Genomic DNA, 21,801 nt, shown 5'->3' on the forward strand with positions numbered 1-21,801 from the left:
TCTTATCGTTCACTTTACATAAAAAATATCTCATCTAAGATAAAACAGATATAAATTTAAGATATAAAAGTTATTACTTTTATCTACATGTAAACTATACCTATTGTTATTTTTTATGTCAATATATTTTTTACTTTAACTTACCTAACTCTCCCAATAGGTAAAAAGAAAAATCATACCCAATTATTCTTTTTCTTCGCTATATCGTTTATATACTTAGAAAATCAACTAAAGTAAACATTGCATAGACTTAGAAAACCTTTCACAATAAGCAATATACATATCCCTAAAAAATAATAATTATTCAAACTAAACCCCAAAAAAATAACAAAATAAGTTATTTAATAAAGTTAACGAACGTTGTTTTTAAATAAAAAAACAAACATTTCGTTTATACTTAAAAAATAAAGATAAATAAACCGAATAAACCAATGTATTGAAAAATAATTGGTTTATTCGATTTATTTTATTATCCTATGTGATTATTCTGTTTCTATATTTAATTTTTACATCCTTTTATTTTCTACTATATCTCAAACAAACTACGTGTTGCTTCTCTAATCTTTTGGGCAACATAAGGATTATTCATTGTATACAAATGAATACCATCTACCCCTTGTGCAACTAAATCAACGATTTGATTGATTGCATAGGCGATTCCTGCATCCCGAATCGCTTCGGGATTAAGTTCATATCGTTCCATCATTTTTAAAAATTTTAGTGGTAAGGTCACATTAGACATTTTCACCATTCGTTCGATCTGTTTTTTATTGACCACAGGCATAATTCCAGCTTGGATGGGCACATCAATGCCTGCAATATCACACTTTTCTTTAAACGTATAGAAGTAGTTATTATCAAAAAACAACTGTGAGATCAATTGATTCGTGCCTGAGTCTACTTTTCGTTTCAAATTTTTGATGTCCTCAACAGAACTTGCTGCATCTCCATGAGTTTCAGGATAGCAAGCACCAATAATATTAAAATCTCCTTGTTCGCGGATAAATTCGACTAGATCGTTTGCATAGGGAAAATCTTGCTTTGGTTTTTTATCAGGTAAAATATCCCCTCTTAACGCCAAAATATTTTCAACTTTTTTCTGCTTTAATTCCTCTAAAATTTTAACGATCTCCTCTTTTGAAAAATTCACTGCTGGTAAATGCGCGACACTTGGCAAAAACTGTTCCTCTTGAATTTTTTGAGCAATGTCTGCCGTACTCAAATTTAGGCCCACTCCACCCGCACCTAATGTTACACTGATATAATCAGGTTGCTGCCCTTTTAAACGATCTAAGGTATGATAAATCGTATCGATTGGGGCAGTTCGTCTAGGTGGAAAGATTTCATAGGAAAAGACAGTTTTTTCCTTAAACAAGGTATCTGTTCTCATTTACACCCCTCCACGTACCTTTTTAGCTGCAAGGACTAAGTTTTTTAGACTAGCTTCGGTTTCTAATACTCCCCGCGTTTTTAATCCGCAGTCTGGGTTGATCCAAACCTTTTCAATCGGTAATTTGTTTAAAATATTGTGAATCGTCACTTCGAGTTCATCTACTGATGGCACGCGCGGCGAATGAATATCGTATACACCAGGTCCTACCTGAGTTTGGAAATCAATCTTTTTTAATGCATCTAAAATATCTAAATTTGATCGAGAGGCTTCAAATGAAATGACATCTGCATCCATATTATCGATATCTTGAATAATATCAGCAAATTCGCTATAACACATATGGGTATGAATTTGAGTTGTCGACTGCACTTTACTATGAACTAGACGGAAAGCTGGTATTGCCCAATCTAAATATTCCGTATGCCAATCCGTTTGACGCAATGGTAATTTTTCACGCAAAGCTGCTTCATCGATTTGGATGATTTTAATTCCGTTAGCTTCTAGATCCAGTACCTCTTCTTGAATAGCTAATGCCAATTGTAACGTTGATTCTCTTAAACTAATATCTTCACGAGGAAATGACCAGTTCAAAATCGTTACAGGTCCTGTCAGCATGCCTTTCATTGGTTTATCGGTTAAGGTTTGGGCGTATTTCGAGTATGCTACTGTAATTGGTTTTGAGCGTGAAATATCACCCCAAATGATTGGTGGTTTTACACATCGCGTCCCATAAGACTGAACCCAAGCTTTTTCCGTAAATAAATATCCATCTAGACTTTCACCAAAATATTCCACCATGTCATTTCGTTCAAATTCACCATGAACTAAAACATCTAAACCAATTTCTTCTTGAAAAGCGACACATTCAGCGATTTTTTCTTGGTTAAAAGCGGTATATTCAGTTTCAGTGATTTCATCTTTTTTGAATTTTGCCCGATTTTGTTTAACATCTTTAGTCTGTGGGAAAGAACCGATCGTTGTCGTTGGTAGAATTGGCAGTTTCAGTTTATTCTTTTGAATACTTGCACGTTCCCCCAGAGTTGGTAAGCGAATAAAATCTTTCTCTGTCAATGACTCAACTCGTTGTGCAACTTGTCCATTTTTAGAAAAACGATCCTGAGCAAACAACGTAAGATTTGCGTTTAACAAGTCACGGTTAGTTTCTTTATCTGCAACTATTTTCTTTAAATCATTTAGTTCAGCTAACTTTTCGACAGCAAATGAAAAGTGGTTTGTCACTTCTTTGGTTAATAGTGATTCATTGGCTAATGTAAATGGCACATGAAGCAATGAACAGGATGTACTCAACACAACATCGCCAAATTTTTGAAGTTCTTCAATTAATGTTAATGTTTGTTGATAGTTATTTTTCCAGATATTTTTTCCATTTACGAGCCCAGCAAATAATGTTTTATCTTTTGGAAAGCCGTATTCTTCAAGTAAATCTAATGTTTTTCGTCCTTCAACAAAATCTAAACCAATTCCATCAAATGGTAATGCGACCAATTCCTGATAGGCATCTCGAACGTCTCCGAAATACGTTTGCACTAATATATTTAAGTTTCCTTTTTTAGCTAATAAATTTTGATACAGGTCTTTAAATTGTTGCACTTCAGCAGGTGATAAATCTAAAACTAAAGCCGGTTCATCAATTTGAAGCCATTCACAACCTAATTCAGCTAACCGGTCAAAGATCTGTGCATAGGCCTCAATCGCAGCGTCATAAAAATCATTAGCTTGCTTTGATCCGTGGTAAGTAGCTAATTTCAATAAGGTAAATGGACCTATTATAGTTGGACGAGTAATGACGCCAGCTGCTTTTGCTTCATTAAAGTTGGTAAATAGTGTATCTCCAACAAGTTTAAGCTCTGTCTCATCATCAATTTCAGGAACCATGTAATGGTAATTGGTGTTAAACCATTTTTTCATTGCCAAAGCTGTAACATCGCCCGCTTCTCCTTGATACCCTCTAGCCAATGCAAAATAAGTTTCTAAAGGTGACAATTGCAGCGCTTGATATTTTTCAGGTACAATATTCAATAAAACCGCAGCATCTAACGTCGTATCAAAAAATGAAAAATCACCGCTTGGAATAAAATCTATTCCCTGATCGACTAACAATTGCCAATGTTTGTTACGCAATTCTTTTCCTTTTGCTTCTAATTCTTCTGCTGTGATTTCTTTTCTAAAATATTTTTCTGTTGCAAATTTTAATTCTCTTAACTCTCCCACCCGTGGGAACCCGATAATCGATGTTTTCATACTTTTCCTCCTTCAATAAGGTATTTCAACTACTTTACCACGAGAAAGAAATATAGGATAACACTTATTTTCTATCACTTTATATAGTTTAAAACTATATAAAATAGTAAACAGTATAAAAAAAGACCATGATGCACATGAAATCATGGTCTTTTTTTATTATTTCTCTTGTTCCGCTAAAAATTCTTTTGCTTCTTTATTCACACTTTTTAACTCAACGCCTTGCTTAGTCGCAGCAAACATACAGCCACAATAACATTGGCGATAAACATCGTATTCCTTACATAATTCAATTGATCGCTTATAGCCGTTATTCTTCTTAAAATCGCTTGGTAAATAATTGGTTGCATAAAATTTTTGAATATCGATCCCGATTTCGTTGATCAATTGACTATTTTTCTTTGGTGATAAGGTTAATGCACTTCCAAAATAGTCATAGCCTAATTCTTGGGCCCTTTCTGCAACGATATCTAAGCGCATTTGAAAACATGCCGAACAACGTTTGCCGCCCTCAGGTTCTTCTGTTAGTTCTTTTTCCTGCACCATTTGGATAAATTTATTTGGTTCATAGGGGGCCGCTAAAAATTGGACTTGACTGCCAGTCTGTTTATTAAAATCCTCTACAAATTTCTGCTGAACAATTTCTCGGCGCTGATATTCTGCTCTTGGATGGATATTTGAATTAGCAAAGAAAATCGTCACATCCGCATATTGTGTCAAATACTCAAGTGAATAGGTACTACAAGGTGCACAGCAACTGTGAAGCAAAATGGTGGGACGAACGTCCGACTTTTCCCATTCTGCAATAACTTTTTGTAAAACACGATCATAGTTTATTTTTTGATTCGGAGACATTTTCTCCGTTATTTCTGTTAAGTTTATCATTATGGCTCCTCCATATAAATTAAACATTCCTACTTATTTTACTTTTTTAATAATCATTTATCCAGCAATTCTTTGATCTTTTAGACAGAATTTGCTAGATAATTATTATTTTTTTAGTAAGCGAATAAGTTGGTTACATTTTCTAGACCAACTTTGAGAATTACCTCAAATTGTCCAAAGTAACTATCTTAAGACTCGTTATAAGCAGAAATAGCGCCATAAAATTAAAAAAAGTGTGACAATAATCAGTTTTTTTCTGATTATTGTCACACACTCTTATTAATAGTTGGTTTATTCCTTTATATTTTCATCGCCAATATTCATTGACAAAGGGTATATAAATTTAACCCTTAATTATTTACCTTAGAAATATTTACAGATCCGATATATCCAGGTTGATAGTTTTCAACTACAATTAATGGGTCAGTTTCATCTTCTCCAACTTCAAAAGTTGTTGTTACGCAATAATATCCCTTTTCTGCTGGTATTGCGTTAGCTAATGTCGTATTAAAAATCTCACGACTCTCTTTACCGCTAGGATCACTTTTTAGTGCCAATTTAACATAGTGACCAACCAAACTATTATTCATAGGTTTAAAATAGACAGTAGCTCTATAAACTTGGTTTGCCTCTAATGCGTCTTTTCCCGTATAACGCTTATAAATACTAGCATGTTTATCAGCGTAGAATGTGTGTTCACCAACCAAAGCATTCACTGGATCTTTCACCAATTCAATATCTTCACCTGAGAACATTTTCCAACCATCTGTAGTTCCGCCAGGCCATGTGTCATGTATTTTTACTGTTACATTAATTGTTTTTCTAGTTACTTTATTCGCTTTGTTTTTAACTTCATAAGTAACTTTATATTTTCCTGGAATTGCTGTGTCTACATTATTCTCTGCTACAGTTATTTTATTTGTTAAATCTCCATCTACTTCATCATATGCACTCAAGCCAATTCGTTCATCAAATGGATCAAACTTCTCATCTTGGTAAATCTCAATATCATTTGCTTTTAATTCTGGCTTAGCATAAACTGTTACACTAATTGTTTTTCTAGTCTCTTTATTCGCTTTGTTTTTAACTTCATAAGTAACCTTATATTTCCCTGGAATTGCTGTGTTTACATTATTTTCTACCACAGCTATGTTATCCGTTAAATCTCCATCTACTTCATCATATGCACTTAAACCAATTCGTTCGTCAAATGGATCAAATTTATCATCTTGGTAAATCCCAATGTCATTTGCTTTTAATTCTGGCTTACTAAAAACTGTTACATTAATTGTTTTTCTAGCCACTTCATTCACACTGTTTTTAACTTCATAAGTAACCTTGTATTTCCCTGGAATTGCTGTATTTACATTATTCTCTACTACAGCTATTTTATTGGTTAAATTTCCGTCTACTTTATCATATGCATTTAAACCAATTCGTTTGTCAAATGGATCAAATTTATCATCTTGGTAAAGCTCAATGTCATTTGCTTTTAATTCTGGCTTAGTAAAGACTGCCTCAAAGCTGTTTACTCTAACTGTTTGTTTATTGAAATATAGGCCTGTTGATGCACCAATAGTAAAGGTATATTTTTTTGTTTTATCAATACTTGGATTTTTCAACTCCCATGTTTGTCCATCGTATTTTGCGTTTATAACTTGTCGCTCACTATTCCAATTAAGCACTAGTTTTTTAAATTGGTTTGGTGTAAATCTAATTTGTTGCATAGGTGCTAACGCAGTTAAAACATTTTTACTTTTATCTGTTGAAACAAACCCTGCATGGGCACCTTTCATGTCTTTATGATTAAACGCTGGATCATTATCATCTGGAGCAGCTGAAAAAGTATCTAGTTCAAATCCAATACCATTCTTCAGACCTCTAATTCCAAGCCCACCGCCATATTCTCCGAGTTTTCCAATGTCATCTTGATGAAAAGCAATAGCAATTCCGTCAGCGCCTTTTACGTCGTTACCTAAATTCACATCAATATCCAAGTTAAAATCATATCTCATATCAAGTGATACAATACCAGATATAGATCCTCTCTGCGTCTTCAAAGCATCAGTAAGCTGAGCGGTATTTGAATTTATCTGAGTTGCATTTCCATTAAAAGAAAAAAGATTTTTTAAATCAACGCCACTTTTGTCTTCAGATTTAAAGATTGAAACATTCCCATTTTCGCTCTGAGTATGACCATTAGACATGGCATTTGTTGTTATTCCACCCATACTAACCCCTATAGCTCCAGTAAGACTTAAACATAACATTTTATTAATTGTACTCTTTTTCACAAAATTTCACCCTTTGATTAATATTTTAGAGAGCGCCCTCTATAAATATAGTACTCCTTATTTTTCCATACGTCATTAATAACGCTAGTTTTTTTACTCTTATTATTCTATTTATTTATTTTTTTGTAATATAAATATGATTATATGCTATTTAAAACTACAAATCGCGGAAATACATTTATTCTTCTATTTTTTAATTATTACTAGAAACTTACTTATTTTCGGGGTTATTTAGCCGCTATTTTTTTATTTACAGCTATTAGCGCGAATCAAATTTCATTGTTTTCTGTTGTTTCCCTTTATCAAAGAACCGAGCCACACTAAAATAAGCTTTCAGATAACCGAAAGCTTATTTTACGCTAATTTTTCGTTGAAGATAAATTTCACATGTTTCTTCTGAGAGTAACTGTTGAATCGTCGCTTTATAGAACTGGATAAAGTACTCACAAAAGAGTCCATTTTCCACCGATTCACTCGAAAATGATTGATTGTTCGATAATTAAGAAAAAGTCCCAATCAGGAATATTTTCCATTAGCTCATTTCACTAATTTCTTTGTTTGTCACTTTTATTTTAGCGATGTTCCTATTTTTGTACAAAAAATTATCCAGATGCCGATCAATTCAATCTGCATCTAGATTTTTCGTCAGGACTTATGTCACAAGCTCTTTTTCGTTAGTTTTTATGCTTCAATCTGTTCTAGTACTGGTATGTTTTTTATTTTTATTCGACTATTTTCATCACTTTAAAGTAATCGATATGTGCATGTTCGTAATCCATCACTTCAAAAGTAAAACCATCAACCTCGATTTGATCACCTACAGCGATTTGATTGTTTTTTTGTTCTACGATAAAACCTGCTAATGTAGACATTTCAGAGTTTTCAAACGTTGAAATATTGACTTTAAAGTAACGCTCAAAATCATCAAGCGTAATTTTTCCAGAAACAATATATGAATTATCCGATTCTTTTGCAATCAAGGCATCTTCCAAATCTGTTTCATCCCTGATATCTCCGACCAGTTCTTCTAAAATATCTTCGATCGTTACCATCCCTGTCGTTCCGCCATATTCATCTTTTAAAATCGCAATATGTTTGCCTTCTTTTCGCATCATCGTCAATAAACTTTTAATCGGGATAGTAGCTAACGCAATAATCGGCTCTTCAACTAATTCACTGACTTTTCTTTGATCATTGATAAATGATTCCTTGATCAAGGCAGGCAACGTCACATAACCTAGTACTGTATCTTTAGATTCTTCGATCACTGGATAGCGCGTGTGGCCTCGTTTTAATGAGTGCTGAATCGCTTGTTCCACCGTTTCATCCGCTTCAAAAACTTCCATTGATGTTCGGTCAACTTGAATCTCTTTAGCAAGAGTATCATCAAATTCAAAAACATTTTCCATATAATGATATTCTTCTTTTGTTAGTTCTCCTTTTTTATAGGAATCAACAGCTACATATAGCAATTCTTCTTGTGTCAACGTTTCTTCGCCTTCTGAAACTAAACGGATCCCCAACATTTTCCCTAACTTCGCTGCTGAATGGTTTAACAACCAAATGAAAGGATACATTACTTTATAAAAATAGTGCAAAGGTTTCACGATGCCTAAAACTACTTTCTCTGTTTGGGCAATACTGTAACTTTTTGGTAATAATTCTCCAACAACCACATCTACATACGTCACAATAGCAAAACCTAAAATAACTGAAATTGTTCGACTAAGTGCCGCACTGATCGGTAAGTTACCTATAAGCGGATGCAGTAATGTCGCCACTGATCCTTCACCTACCCAACCAATAATTAATCCTGTCAGTGTGATGCCTAGCTGACTAGCTGATAAATAAGCATCTAAATGATGTGTTACGTGAATCGCTAATTCTGCGTTTTTAACATTATCCTTTTTTAGTTGTTCCAATCTGGACATACGGATTTTCACTAGAGCAAATTCACTTGCTACAAAAAATGCCGTTATCGCAATCATTAAAAATAATATAAAAAAATTTATTGCAAGCATACTTTACACCTCTTTTTTCTTCTATCTATTTATTATACTTGTCCTTTCAAAATAGCGCGAATAGGAACTATCAAGTTAAAACAAAAAGTGTGTGGAACAAAAGTAAAAAGCACTTTTGTTTCACACACTAACTACGAATAAACGGTGGAAACAGAAGTAACCTCCTCTGTCCCATCCTCTTTCGATTTTTATGATAAAACTTTTCTTTCTCTTAATCTCGTCTTCCGTGCATCACCAATGATCAACGGAACAGATTCGTATTTCACTTCACTATATTCTAGCCCAAACCAGTTTTCTGGAGTCGTCGTTCTTTTTTTGATTGCCAATTTCAATTGCATGATTTGGCGATCCCATTTCTTCAACTCGGTTACTTTGGATAGCTCTTCACGAATAATAATAAATTGGAAGTCCCCAACTTCACGCCCTGGTGTCAATGAATATTTCTGCGGCTGTTTAGGCAAGCGTCCTTCTTTCATTAGATCATAAACGATTTGACGAATATAAACATTAACCTCTTGCGCTACATGGAAACCAAGATAAAGTTGAACTTGAACAATAAAATCTGTGCCCATCATATCTACAGAGTATTCTTTCGTAAACGGTTCATCCGTTACTTCAACATTGACGAACCAGTAAACATTTGCTCTTTTCGGTTGCTTGTCTAAAATTGAATAAATGATTTGGCGACCAATTTCGTCTCCAATCGTATCTGGTGTCATGAACACAACATTGGTTTGAGATTTTGGAACAGTTGTATCATCTTTTAACATCCGTAATTGTTCTACGTATTGTTTAAGCGGAACGGTATCAGATGTTTTCTCTTTGATAATATTGCCCCACTCCCAAATCGTCATCACAGCTAAAATCAATAACGCGATCCCTACAGCAACATAACCACCATGGAAGAATTTCGCAATACTTGAAACAAAGAAAATCGATTCAATACTGCCAAAGAATAAGGTAACCAGATAAGCAACCCAACGCGGTGCTCCTCTTTGCAGCAGATAAAACATAAGCAGAATAGTTGTCATCAACATCGTCACAGTGATTGAAAGACCATATGCGGCTTCCATATGTGTAGATGTTCTAAAAGTAATCACGATCAATGAACATACGATCCATAGCATCATATTAACTGCTGGAATATACATTTGACCGATATTTGCACCTGGATAAATAATTTTCAATCTTGGTAATAATTTTAACTTGATTGCTTCTGACACTAATGTAAATGAACCAGAAATCAATGCTTGAGAAGCAATAACCGCCGCAACAGTAGCGAAAACAACACCTATCAACATAATGCTATTTGGCATCATTTGGAAAAATGGGTTTAAGTTTTCAATTGCTAGCATCGATGGATCATTTTTAGCATTCAAGATCCAAGCTGCTTGACCTAAGTAGTTGAGAACCAAGCAAACTTTGATGTACGGCCAACTAGCTCGAATATTGTGTTTCCCTACATGGCCTAAATCAGAATACAGTGCTTCTGCCCCTGTTGTTGCTAAAAAGACATTTCCTAAAACAAAGATCCCTAATTTATTTTCAGGACTAAATAATAAATGAATCGCATAATAAGGATTCAATGCACGAAGAACCGTCCAATCTTGTCCAAAATTAATCAAGCCCATCACACCTAAAAAAGTAAACCAAGCAAACATGATCGGTCCAAAAGCTTTTCCTACTGCGTCAGTTCCAAAACGCTGAACAGAAAACAAAATAAGAATAATAACTAGAGTAATCATGACAATAATGTTTTGGTCACTACCGAATCGATCAAAGAAAACTGGGATTCCCCGTAACCCTTCAATCGCTGTTGTTACTGTAACTGCTGGAGTCAATACCCCATCTGCGAGTAATGCTGCCCCACCGACCATAGCTGGAATAATCAAGTATTTCCCTTTTTTACGTACTAGTGTGTACAAAGAAAAAATGCCACCTTCACCGTGGTTATCTGCATTCAAAGCAATCACAACATATTTGATCGTTGTTAAAATTGTTAATGTCCAAAAAATCAAAGATACCGCACCAATAATGAAATTCTCTGAGACATTCTGAAGACCACCGTTGTCTCCAACGATCGCTTTCATTACATAAAGCGGGCTTGTTCCAATATCTCCGTAAACGACACCCATTGCTACTAAAAGACCCGCAGCGGTCAATTTCTGATGATGCGAAATTTTCGATTTCTCTACCACAAGATTCTCCTCCAATTTAAAAGCTAAACAGGCTCATTAAGCCTTGACTGGAAAATAGATAAAAATGACTGAGGTGCTTTTTGCCTCATTCAGTTTTCATCTTTTTCCCGAAAGGCTAGCCTGTGAAGCTAAGATAGTGCTAAAAGCATATTAGGCTCCTTCAGCTCCGAATGGAAATTAGGAAAATCTGAAGTTGGCTTTCTTTGTCACCAGCAGATTTTATCTTTTTCCGAGGAGTTAGCCTATGAAGCTAGACAATGCTAAAAGTGGATTAAGCTCATCCAACTCCGCATGAACATTATCCTAATCCTACTTTTTAAGTAACACAAGAGACCTAAGTGAAACGCCACTTGGCCCTTACACTTAGGTCTCGCAATTTCATTCTTAGACCAGTGTTTTCACACTTGCTGTTGATCTAAAAACATAGATAAACTATGCTGCTACTCCCCTAAGATTTTTATTTGGATGTCCAAATAAAAATATCGGTTACTTTTTATAATTAAATTAAAAATATTAGCTAAAAAAACAAAATAACTGATTTTGATAACAACTATAATACTCCTTTAGCATTTTAGCAAGTCTTTTATGTAAATAATTTCAATAGTATTTTCAAAGGAACATTTCAAAGAATAAAACTTCCTAAAAAAGAACGCTTGAAGGTTCAATTTCTACTAGGAAATCGGCACTTCAAGCGTTGTATTTATTCTGATTTTATTCTTCGTCTTCTTCTGGCGAATAATGGAATTTAATCATTTCATTTACAAAAATCGGTACGATAGATAACCCCATTACTAATAGCCAGTGATTCATACCAATCGGTACTAACCCAAACAATTCTTGAGTAAACGGTAATAACGCAATGACTGTTGTAATAATAACCGCCAATACAGCCATTTCAAAAAGAGATTTATTCGTTGATAATTTTACTCTAAAAATCGATTCCGTACTTCTCACATTGAAAACATGTAAAATCGATGAATAAGCTAAGATCAAGAATGCTACAGTTTGACCAATTTCATGACTTGCTTCGAAAAAGTAAGATACAGAATCAACATTCGCTCCTAAATAAAAACCAAACAAAGTGATCACAGTAAAGACAAACGCATTGATTCCGATCTTTTGCCACAAACCACGTGCAAAGATCCCTTCATTTCTAGGAATTGGTGCCTCATCCATGATTCCATTTTCAGCAGGTTCTTTTCCTAAAGCAAATCCTGGAAGACCATCCGCTACAACGTTTACGAATAATAATTGTACAGCTGTAAACGGAGCACCCCAACCAAGTAGCATTGCAATCAATACAATAAAAATCTCTGAAATATTACAGCTCAATAAGAAGTTGACAGCTTTACGAATATTTCGATAAACTGCACGCCCTTGAGCAACCGCATCAACGATCGTTGCAAAGTTGTCATCTGTCAAAATCATATCTGCTGCGCCTTGAGCCACATCTGTTCCAGTAATTCCCATAGCACAACCAACATCGCTGGCTTTCAGGGCTGGTGCATCATTGACACCATCACCGGTCATAGCAACAACAGCGCCTGTCCGCTGCCAAGACTTAACAATCCGAATCTTATCTTCCGGCGTTACTCGAGCATAAACTGAGAGTGATTTCACTCGTGAATCTAACTCTTCATCAGTCATTTTTTGCAGCTCTGAGCCTGTCAAAGCTTCACTTTTATCGTTTAGAATTCCTAGTTCCTTAGCAATTGCTCCAGCAGTCACTACGTGATCTCCTGTGATCATCACTGTTTTGATTCCAGCTTTTTTTGCTCTGGCGATAGCGCCTTTACTCTCTGGTCTTGGCGGATCGATCATACCGATCAATCCTAACAGGCGTAAATTCTTTTCTAACGCCTCTGAGGTGATTTCTGTAGGTTCCTCATCATAGATAGCATAACCGACTGCAATCACGCGTAAAGCGCGTTTCCCAAAACGATCATTTACAACTGCGGCCTGATCTAAATCGCCAAAACGGAAACGTGTTAATAAAACATCAAAAGCCCCTTTGGTTACAGAGATATATTTTTTCCCCATTTTATGAACAGTTGTCATCATTTTACGTTCAGAATCAAAAGGAATTTCACCAATTCTTGGGTATTTTTCTTCTAATTCTGCTTTTGTATGATAATTCTCTTCTACCGCACGCACAATCGCCGCCTCAGTAGGATTTCCTTGAATGACTAGATCGTCACCCTCTTTATCAACGATCACATCCGTACACAGTGAAGCCATTTTCAATACTTCCATCGCTTCATCCGTCATCGCATCTTCTGTATCTGTTACTTCATCTCCACGAGACCAGACACGTCTAACCCGCATTTTATTTTGAGTCAAGGTTCCTGTCTTATCCGAACAAATCACATTTGCTGTTCCAAGTGTCTCAACTGCTGGCAAACGTCGAATAATCGCATGTTTTTTTGCCATTTTTTGTACGCCGTAAGCAAGTGTTAAAGTCACAATCACCATTAAGGTTTCTGGTACTGCAGCAACAGCTAAAGATACTGCGGTCATAAACATTTCCAACATCGGCTCGCCTTGTAACTCACCAATAATAAATACTAGAGCGGCTGCTCCTAATGCAATAAAACTAATTCGCTTCCCTAATTGGTTCAAGCGTTTTTGTAATGGTGTTTGCTGTGTGACATCGTCATTCAATAAGCCAGCGATTTTTCCCATTTCGGTCTGCATTCCTGTTGCAGTAACCACAGCTCTACCGCGGCCATTTGCAACTGTACAGCCTTTAAAAACCATATTTAGTTGATCGCCAATAGGTGCATCTTGTGTGCCTATGTACTGCGCATCTTTTTCAATTGGTTCACTTTCTCCAGTAAGTGCAGATTCTTCTACTCTCAGCTGTGAAGCTTGGATCAAACGAGCATCCGCCGTGATCATTGATCCTGATTCTAATACAAGTATATCTCCAACAACAACATCTTCTGCATCGATGGTCTCTACTTTGCCATCACGTAAAACTGAACTGCTTTGTTTGTTCATATCCTGCAGTGCAGATAACGATTTTTCAGCGTTTCCTTCTTGTACAATTGCTAAGACTGCATTGATGACCACGATGGCAATAATCAAGATTCCTTCAAAATAATCCCCATGATCTGTAGCAATTGCCGTATAAAACGAGATAGCTGCTGCAACTAATAAAATGATTGTTGTAAAATCAGACAAGCTGTGAAGAAACTTTTTTAGAACTGAATCTTTTTTTGCTTCATGAAATTTATTCGCTCCATGCTCAGCGAGTCGCCTTTTTACTTCTTGTCCCTGTAGTCCTTGCTCTTTATTTGTGTTAACTTCTTTGATAATTGTCTCGATAGGTTGTTTGTATGCTTCCATCCTATCCCCCCATTCTTATTTTTTTCCTTCTATTAATATAGTATCTATATTCACTATACCATGTTTTTTTTTCAAACTTCAATAAATATGGCTAAATTTTTATTTTTTTTAGTCATTAAATCAAAGAGTCAATAAAAATTAATTTAAAAATCAGAAGCACTTTTGTTGAAAACGCTTACTGAATATGCTATTATGATTATAGAAGGAAGGAGGAAAACATCAGCTGTATTGAAGAATTTCTCGAAGCATGAAATGAGTAAACACAAAATTGTTACCAGAACACCATTCACCTTTCATTAAGCTATATGTGTAGAGTAAAAATCATAAAAACATCTTTAAAAATAGTGAATTCGTGTAAAAATTGGAAATTAGAACAAGAAAAACACGTATAAAGATAGTTTGATTAAAAAAATTTAAGATAAGAAAAGTAGAAAATGTAATGAAAACAAAATTTGGTTTATGAACAAGAAATTCAACTAATTACTTTGCATGTATAACGAAAAGTAAAAAAAAAATCATTCAATACACTGATTCCTTCCAGCAACAAGAGCCAAGCTAATCGAGAAGCTTGGCTTTTTTGTTTGCGTGATATTTGTAAGTGAAAGTAAGATATGGTATATTGACTATGCGCTTTTTATTTAATACATAAATTAGACTATTGGAGGGATTTGCATTGCCAAAAAAGAAGAACTCATCTTTTGAGAGTTCCATTCACGTCTACAGAGCCATGAAACGCATGACCCAACAGGAACTTGCTGACAAGGTGGGAGTATCTAGACAAACAATCATTCAGTTAGAAAGAAATAGGTACAATCCTTCCCTTTTACTGGCTCATGACATAGCAGACGTTTTCGAAGTGCCGATTGAACAAATCTTCACTTTCAAAAAATTGACAGAAGCCGAGCAAACAAGCGAAGAAACCGACTAACGGAAGGAAAGGATAATTTATGACCGAATCACTTAAATCTTTTTTTGATAACTTGCCTACAAATCATTGGTCTAGTATAGTAATCGCTATACTATCAGTTATCTTCATTGTGTACTCCATTTATTTTTACTTTAGCAAAGAAGGTAAAGATGAACGTGGAAAGAAAATTATTTCTACAGCAAGTTTTATCTCATTTATCATTACAGTAGTTTTGATATCTATCTTAAATAACAATGCAGCGATTTTTGAGATTGTTTCAAAAAATGAACTGTCTTTCAATTGGATATTAAATTTCTTTGTATTGCTTATTTCAGGTGTTGAAGCAATCGGAATCTTGATCCTTAGAAAAATAAAATAAAAAAAGACCTCTTTTGGGAGGTCTTTTTTTTAGAAACAAATCAATTTAGTCCATCCACCAAGTGAATTTGGTGCGATTTCTTCAAGTTTGTTAAACATTTCTTCAGTTTCTTCGTTTCTTTCGAAAGAAGCACCTACGAATTTGTCTAATTTTGTTGTGTCTGTCTTTGTTTCCATCTTTTCAATTGATAATTTTCTCATAATATTATTTCTCCCCCTTGCATTAATAACTAGATTATAAAACGTTCTTCCGGATAAGTAAAGTTCTTTTTTCAGATTGTGCCACTAAATAAATAACAAGGATCGAACAACAGACGAATCGTAACCCCTCAACATTTGATACCCAGGACCCGCCAATCCACTAAAAAGGCTAATAGGGACGTTACTTGGATCTGATTTTAGTTTAAAAACGTCACTTTTCAATAAAATATTATTATTTAAATAATCATCTAAATCACCATAGTTACCATGACACAAGCAATCATCCTCAACTTTTTTATTGTTTACTCTTTCTAGCGTCTCCTCACACAAAGGCACATCTAACAGATGACAAACTTTTTTAATTCCAAGTATCCCACGACACCAGGAAGCATTCGTTATTTCTTCAGTTTCAAGATTTTTTTCGAATTTTTCTTGATACCATTTTATTTTAGTCTTAACTAGTGGTTCATTAAGCACTTGATCAGCTTTGCTCAATCCATAAAGAACACCGGCATAACCATGAGCAAAACTATTATCTTTCATTTCCTGACATGTCAGTGCACGTGCATAATGCATAAGTAAGTCGTATGCTTCATCATTGGGATTACTCTGGTATACAGCTGCTAAAATTGCTAATAGACTAGCTTTCCCATATAGCCATTCGTTCTCCTGATTCTCCGCCGATATTTGAATAGTTTTCAATTTTTGTAAGCTGCTATTTATATACGATTGATATTTTTCATCCTTAAGCAATCTTGTTACATAAAACGCGACAGTTAGGCGCATCCCTTCATCAAAAAAGGCACTTTCATAATGTTCTTCTCCATCTGTTAAGAAAATTTCTTGTTCCAATAAATCAATAACTACTCCGTAACTTTCTTTAGGAACAAAATGATTCAAATAAACCAAGAATAAGTATACCCCCGCACTGCCTGCATAAAGATCCGTATTCGGATAAACAATCTCAATATTCCCGTCGTCATCTGGGAAAATTGATACCCAGTCAATCTCACCTAACTCTTGATTCACTGCAATTTGATCAATGATTTTATCCCCGATATCTGCTGCTTTTTGTATTAATGGATGTTCGATCGAATTATTTTTCACAGGAATTGAGATTTCCTGCGTAGTATATTCTAAGGTACCTAAACTTTGTTTCAATAAGAGATAAGAAAAGTTGCTTGTTTTCTCAGTAATCTGCTCCATATGTTCAATAGTCGCTTGTAAGGGCGTATTTTTTAACAGATGCATAAGTTCTTGACCATTGATAGATACATTTGTTGAAGAAGTATTTGCTGTAACTAAAGGAATATCATGGTCTAACATCGCTTGAACTTCAAAAGGGATCAACGCTTCCGGGATGATTTTATTCGCCCATAAATTTTCAATAACCTTTTCACGTTCAATATAATTAGACATACAATCGGTGTGTAATATAAAATTCAATAAATTTCCGTATTCTTGTGTGTCTCTATAAATCAATCGAATTGTGGTATCTGCAAATAATTCTTTGACTTTCTCAATAAATGCATATTTATTTTTTAATAAAAGCTGGTTCATTTCTTTAAATGCCTTCTGGATCACATCACGGTACTCTTGGTAATCAACTTCTTTACCTGCCAAACACGGAATATTTTGGGCGCCATCCATATAGGCTTCTTCTAATTGAAAAGCGATGTCACTAGAGCGATCATTTCTCAACCTTCTGACTTTTTTAGGTAATTTTTGTTTGGTGCCAGATAATGCGTCCATTTCAAGCTCACGTTTCCATTGTTTTTTTTGTGGAAGTAATCCTGAAATGATCACAGATTGTTTGTCTATGCGTGTTTGCCTAGATAACGGCTTGGACAATTCAAACATTTCAGGACGAATGAGCGTCTCTACATCAATCAGTACAGGACGTGAACCATTGGCAATTAAATTTTCCATATGCAAATCTGTCGCACCTAACCAATAAACAAGTGCTAAAAGGTGTCCATAATTTTGATAAAAATCAGTGACTTCTGTTTCTTTTGTACACTCTTTATACATGACTTTTTCTTCAATCGTAAAGGTTGGCTGAACAATTCGCTTGATTTTATAAAAAGACAGCTCTGGATTTAATCCTTCGACATACGTTAATAAATCATTAAAACGCTCACCTATTTCCAAATGCTTAAATTTAAAAATCAACGACTGTTCTTCCACTTGAAACTGGATAACAGTTCTCCCACGTTCATGACTATCCCCTTGTCCTAACTTTATCTGGGTTAAATCAAGCGGATTGAAAACAGAAAAAGTTATTGCTAATTGCTCAGTAACATCATTTAATGAACCAAAAAAAGCTTCAATCACTTCACAAGCAAACGTCAGTCTGACTGCGAGAACTCTGGCAAGTGTCGGATATTCTCCATAAAAAAGATATGTCCGTTGTTTATCACCTAAAAATTCTTTAATATATTTAGTGAATTCTTCCTCTTTTGATTCAGCTTGCAGCTGATATTCCTCAATCATCTGATGGACGTCCCAAACTAAACTCTTTTGTGCAAGAAAAAAGAATTCATCAGATAATTGCTCGATCAGTTCAGCTATCACTTTTTCTGATAACTGAATCAGGGGAAATTTTTTTAAAAGATTTCGAATATGATTCTCGTAATAATCCAAGTGAAAACGCAAGGCAGCCTTTAATCCTATTTCTTTTATCGGAACTTCTTTAGTAAACAGAGCTCTATGTAATTGGAACCAGTCACTTTTTTCAACTGTCGGCAATAATAACTGTGCTCGTTCTTCAGTAAACGGCAATAACGCGCGACTGAAAGTCTGAATATCCAGATGCTTATGCCGAAACATTTTATCATAATCAGCAGTTGTTAATAAGCTTTTACGCTCTTGCCATTGTTTAAAATACATATACTCATCATTTTCTACAGACACATCTTTCCAACAGTGAATTCTTTCTGAGATCGTTGTAGCATAACTATATGTCAATTCTTCGATCATCGTTCCCTCTCCTTTGACATTATTCCTTCTCTTTATAATAATAAAAAAATAGTATAAATACTATGTTAATTTTATTTTCTTTTTATTGTACAGAAAAAATGGGCTATTAATTTCTACGTCACTTGTACCCATTTGCTCTTTTGAAAGACTTTTAACCTGACTTATTTACCCAAATTCATTCCATAAACAATTAAACTTTTCATAATTTTAGCTTTCCATAAGGGCAAACGTTTCCATTTTCGATGAAATAGTTACCTATCACACAAAGAATTATACATAACAGCCCTATCGTTCCACTATCATAGCTAGTATTAGACTTTATCAAACAAAAATAACACTGGTTTGTGAACTTTTAGTTATTTCAGCCATTTAATAGAAAAAAACAGCTATTTTGTAAGCATTTATTTTGTGAATTTTTTACTTTTCGTATATTATATGTATTAAGAGGTATGTACCAATATTTTCGAAAGGATATGAAAAAATATGTTAAAATTATATACAACAAATAGCTGTACATCATGTAGAAAAGCACGAAAATGGCTGATCGATCATGATATTCCATTTGAAGAAAAGAATTTTGGCACTACTCCCATTACATTAGACGAACTAAAAAATATATTAATCCTTACAGAAGAAGGTACGGAAGACATCATTTCTATCCGTTCCAAAGTCTTCCAAAAATTAGATACAGATATTAACGAACTTCCCTTGCATGTATTATTGGAGTTGGTCAAAGATAATCCTGGATTACTTCGCCGTCCAATCATGATCGATGAAAAAAGATTACAAATCGGTTTCAATGAAGATGAAATTCGTTGTTTCTTACCAAGATCAGTACGTAAAAGAGAATTATCACAAACATTACTTTTAAGCGGTTTATAATTGTTACTACCTCGAATGCAACATAAGAAATTATAAAAAAACATACCGTGATTGGAAAAAATCTCGGTATGTTTTTATTTAATGATAAAACTATTACTTGAAATATTCATGTAAAACTGCAAGATCACATTCTTTTTTATCTACTTGTTTTAAAAAAATTAAAAAGCTAGAATTAAAATCTTTTTTTGTTTTAGTTATCTACGATTTTACATAGTATTTTTTTCACTAATCGTTTTATTTCTCAACAAGAAACTAAATATCCTCCTCAACTCTATTACTATAGTTCGCAGAAAAAAGCCCCTCCTACTCTTAATTGAGTTGGAGGGACTTTTAGATTTTTGCTATTATTTTACAAACATCGCATCTCCAAAGCTGAAGAAGCGATAACGTTCATCGATCGCATGCTGATAAGCTGCAAGTGTCAAATCTCTTCCTGCAAACGCACTGACCAACATTACTAATGTTGACTTAGGTAAATGAAAATTGGTTGAAAAAGCTTGAACAACTTTGAATTCATAGCCTGGTGTGATAAAAATATCTGTCCAGCCGCTATCCGCTTTGATTTGTCCATTAAATTTTGTTCCAATCGTCTCTAATGTGCGAATCGAAGTCGTCCCTACGGCAACAATTTTTCCACCGTTCTTTCGAACATCATTTAATTGTTCTGCTGCTGATTCTGTTAAACGATAAAATTCACTATGCATTTCATGTTCAGAGATATTATCTACACTCACTGGACGGAATGTCCCTAATCCAACGTGTAAGGTCAAATAAACTAGCTTTACGCCTTTTTCCTGGATCTTGCTAAGTAATTCCTGTGTAAAGTGTAAACCGGCTGTAGGAGCAGCTGCAGAGCCATTTTCTTTTGCATAGACTGTTTGATATCGTTCAGGATCTTCTAAACGCTCTTTAATGTACGGCGGTAACGGCATTTCGCCAAGTGATTCTAGTATTTCCAAAAAGATTCCTTCGTATTTGAATGTGACGATTCGTCCGCCGTGTTCTAATTCTTCAACAACAGTTGCTGTTAAACGACCATCTCCAAAACTAATTTGTGTTCCGACTTTTGCTCGTTTGGCTGGCTTGATCAACGTTTCCCATGTATCGCCTTCAGTATTCGTTAGAAGAAGTACTTCTAAATGTCCACCTGTTTCAGGTTTTTCCCCATAAAGGCGAGCGGGCAGTACTCGTGTGTCATTCATGACCAGTGCATCTCCTGCATTTAATTCATCAATGATGTCATGAAAGTGTTTGTCTTCAATTTCTTTTGTTTCACGATTTAAAACTAACAGACGTGAACTTGTTCGATCTTTTAGTGGTGTCTGAGCAATCAGCTCTTCTGGTAAATCAAAATCAAAATCTTCTGTACTAAGCATATTTGTCACTCTCTCTACTTGATTTGTCTTGGCTATTCTACCATTTTTTATGTTATCTGGCTATGAAGAGAAACCCGTACTAACAAGTAGTAAATTTAAACAGTCATTGACACTTACAGCTGGCTTTTAAGAAGTAAAGAAATAAAAGTGTCTTACCCTGTTTGAATCTAGTTATGATTATGAAGCTTTAGGCTAAGACAAAAGCTTATTTCACTCAACTTAAAATGCGGCAGAAAACTGATTTCAAAGTAATCTGAATTTATTAACATTTGAAATCTTTTTATACATAATGTTAGAATATAATTAATATTCTTATTTTTACTTAAACACCTGTTCATGTTAAATGAAGTCCCAAAGACAAATGTTTGATCCACCAAAGAACATTACCACTTTAACGATTCTATTTGTCTTTGAGACTTCTATAATTGCAAAGGCTGTGTTGGTTGGACAGCTTTAGACTGTCGGCTTCAGTCTATCACTATCTAGCAAACACAACTCTTTGCGCTCTTCAGATAGAAACAAAATAAAAAATGGTGTTGGTAAATTTCACCAACACCATTGCATGTTCAACAAATAGGCATCACATTATCCATCTTAAACACTAGAAAAGAAAGTTCTAGATATTTCTCCAAAAATTGAGTAAAATGGAATATGTCGATGTTACGCATTGACACGGC

General features: G+C 34.6%; 13 protein-coding genes. 3 read left to right on the top strand and 10 right to left on the bottom strand.

Annotated elements, in window-relative coordinates:
• Positions 1-526: 526 nt before the first annotated feature.
• From metF to JZO69_RS06100, 7 genes are all read right to left on the bottom strand, one after another.
• Positions 527-1,390: a methylenetetrahydrofolate reductase [NAD(P)H] gene (gene metF, locus JZO69_RS06070; protein ID WP_207111998.1), complete on the bottom strand. Its 864-nt coding sequence runs from the start codon at positions 1,388-1,390 to the stop codon at positions 527-529.
• Positions 1,391-3,655, bottom strand: a complete 2,265-nt coding sequence (metE, locus tag JZO69_RS06075) for a 5-methyltetrahydropteroyltriglutamate--homocysteine S-methyltransferase (RefSeq protein WP_207111999.1) — start codon at positions 3,653-3,655, stop codon at positions 1,391-1,393.
• 159 nt (positions 3,656-3,814) lie between these two features.
• Positions 3,815-4,540 carry an epoxyqueuosine reductase QueH gene (locus JZO69_RS06080; RefSeq protein WP_207112000.1) on the bottom strand — a complete coding sequence of 242 codons (726 nt, stop codon included), beginning with the start codon at positions 4,538-4,540 and terminating at the stop codon, positions 3,815-3,817.
• A gap of 350 nt (positions 4,541-4,890) precedes the next feature.
• The gene (locus JZO69_RS06085) at positions 4,891-6,834 is read right to left on the bottom strand and encodes a lectin-like domain-containing protein (RefSeq protein ID WP_207112001.1); all 1,944 of its coding nucleotides are present in this window, start codon (positions 6,832-6,834) and stop codon (positions 4,891-4,893) included.
• A gap of 722 nt (positions 6,835-7,556) precedes the next feature.
• Positions 7,557-8,855, bottom strand: coding sequence for a hemolysin family protein (locus JZO69_RS06090; protein WP_207112002.1), 1,299 nt, complete (start codon positions 8,853-8,855; stop codon positions 7,557-7,559).
• Between the two features lie 188 nt (positions 8,856-9,043).
• The gene (locus JZO69_RS06095; RefSeq protein WP_488349978.1) at positions 9,044-11,053 is read right to left on the bottom strand and encodes a KUP/HAK/KT family potassium transporter; all 2,010 of its coding nucleotides are present in this window, start codon (positions 11,051-11,053) and stop codon (positions 9,044-9,046) included.
• Positions 11,054-11,764: 711 nt separating this feature from the next.
• Positions 11,765-14,401 carry a calcium-translocating P-type ATPase, PMCA-type gene (locus JZO69_RS06100; protein ID WP_207112003.1) on the bottom strand — a complete coding sequence of 879 codons (2,637 nt, stop codon included), beginning with the start codon at positions 14,399-14,401 and terminating at the stop codon, positions 11,765-11,767.
• Positions 14,402-15,074: 673 nt separating this feature from the next.
• Here JZO69_RS06100 and JZO69_RS06105 point away from each other — a divergent pair.
• On the top strand, positions 15,075-15,329 hold the full coding sequence (locus tag JZO69_RS06105; protein ID WP_207112004.1) for a helix-turn-helix transcriptional regulator: 255 nt from the start codon (positions 15,075-15,077) through the stop codon (positions 15,327-15,329).
• A 19-nt stretch (positions 15,330-15,348) separates the two neighbouring features.
• Positions 15,349-15,687 (top strand): hypothetical protein, encoded by a 339-nt coding sequence (locus JZO69_RS06110; protein WP_207112005.1) that lies wholly within the window; start codon positions 15,349-15,351, stop codon positions 15,685-15,687.
• Between the two features lie 29 nt (positions 15,688-15,716).
• Here the strand turns inward: JZO69_RS06110 and JZO69_RS06115 are convergent, their stop codons facing one another.
• The gene (locus tag JZO69_RS06115; RefSeq protein ID WP_207112006.1) at positions 15,717-15,887 is read right to left on the bottom strand and encodes a hypothetical protein; all 171 of its coding nucleotides are present in this window, start codon (positions 15,885-15,887) and stop codon (positions 15,717-15,719) included.
• Positions 15,888-15,971: 84 nt separating this feature from the next.
• Positions 15,972-18,866 carry a type 2 lanthipeptide synthetase LanM gene (lanM, locus tag JZO69_RS06120; protein WP_207112007.1) on the bottom strand — a complete coding sequence of 965 codons (2,895 nt, stop codon included), beginning with the start codon at positions 18,864-18,866 and terminating at the stop codon, positions 15,972-15,974.
• Positions 18,867-19,349: 483 nt separating this feature from the next.
• Here lanM and spx point away from each other — a divergent pair, with 483 nt between their 5' ends.
• A complete protein-coding gene (gene spx, locus JZO69_RS06125; protein ID WP_207112008.1) occupies positions 19,350-19,748 on the top strand; it encodes a transcriptional regulator Spx in 399 nt (132 codons plus the stop codon).
• Positions 19,749-20,092: 344 nt separating this feature from the next.
• Here the strand turns inward: spx and queA are convergent, their stop codons facing one another.
• Positions 20,093-21,124, bottom strand: a complete 1,032-nt coding sequence (queA, locus tag JZO69_RS06130) for a tRNA preQ1(34) S-adenosylmethionine ribosyltransferase-isomerase QueA (RefSeq protein WP_207112009.1) — start codon at positions 21,122-21,124, stop codon at positions 20,093-20,095.
• Positions 21,125-21,801: the final 677 nt, after the last annotated feature.

The sequence above is a fragment of the Candidatus Enterococcus ikei genome, assembly GCF_017316105.1.
GTDB lineage: Bacteria > Bacillota > Bacilli > Lactobacillales > Enterococcaceae > Enterococcus_L > Enterococcus_L ikei.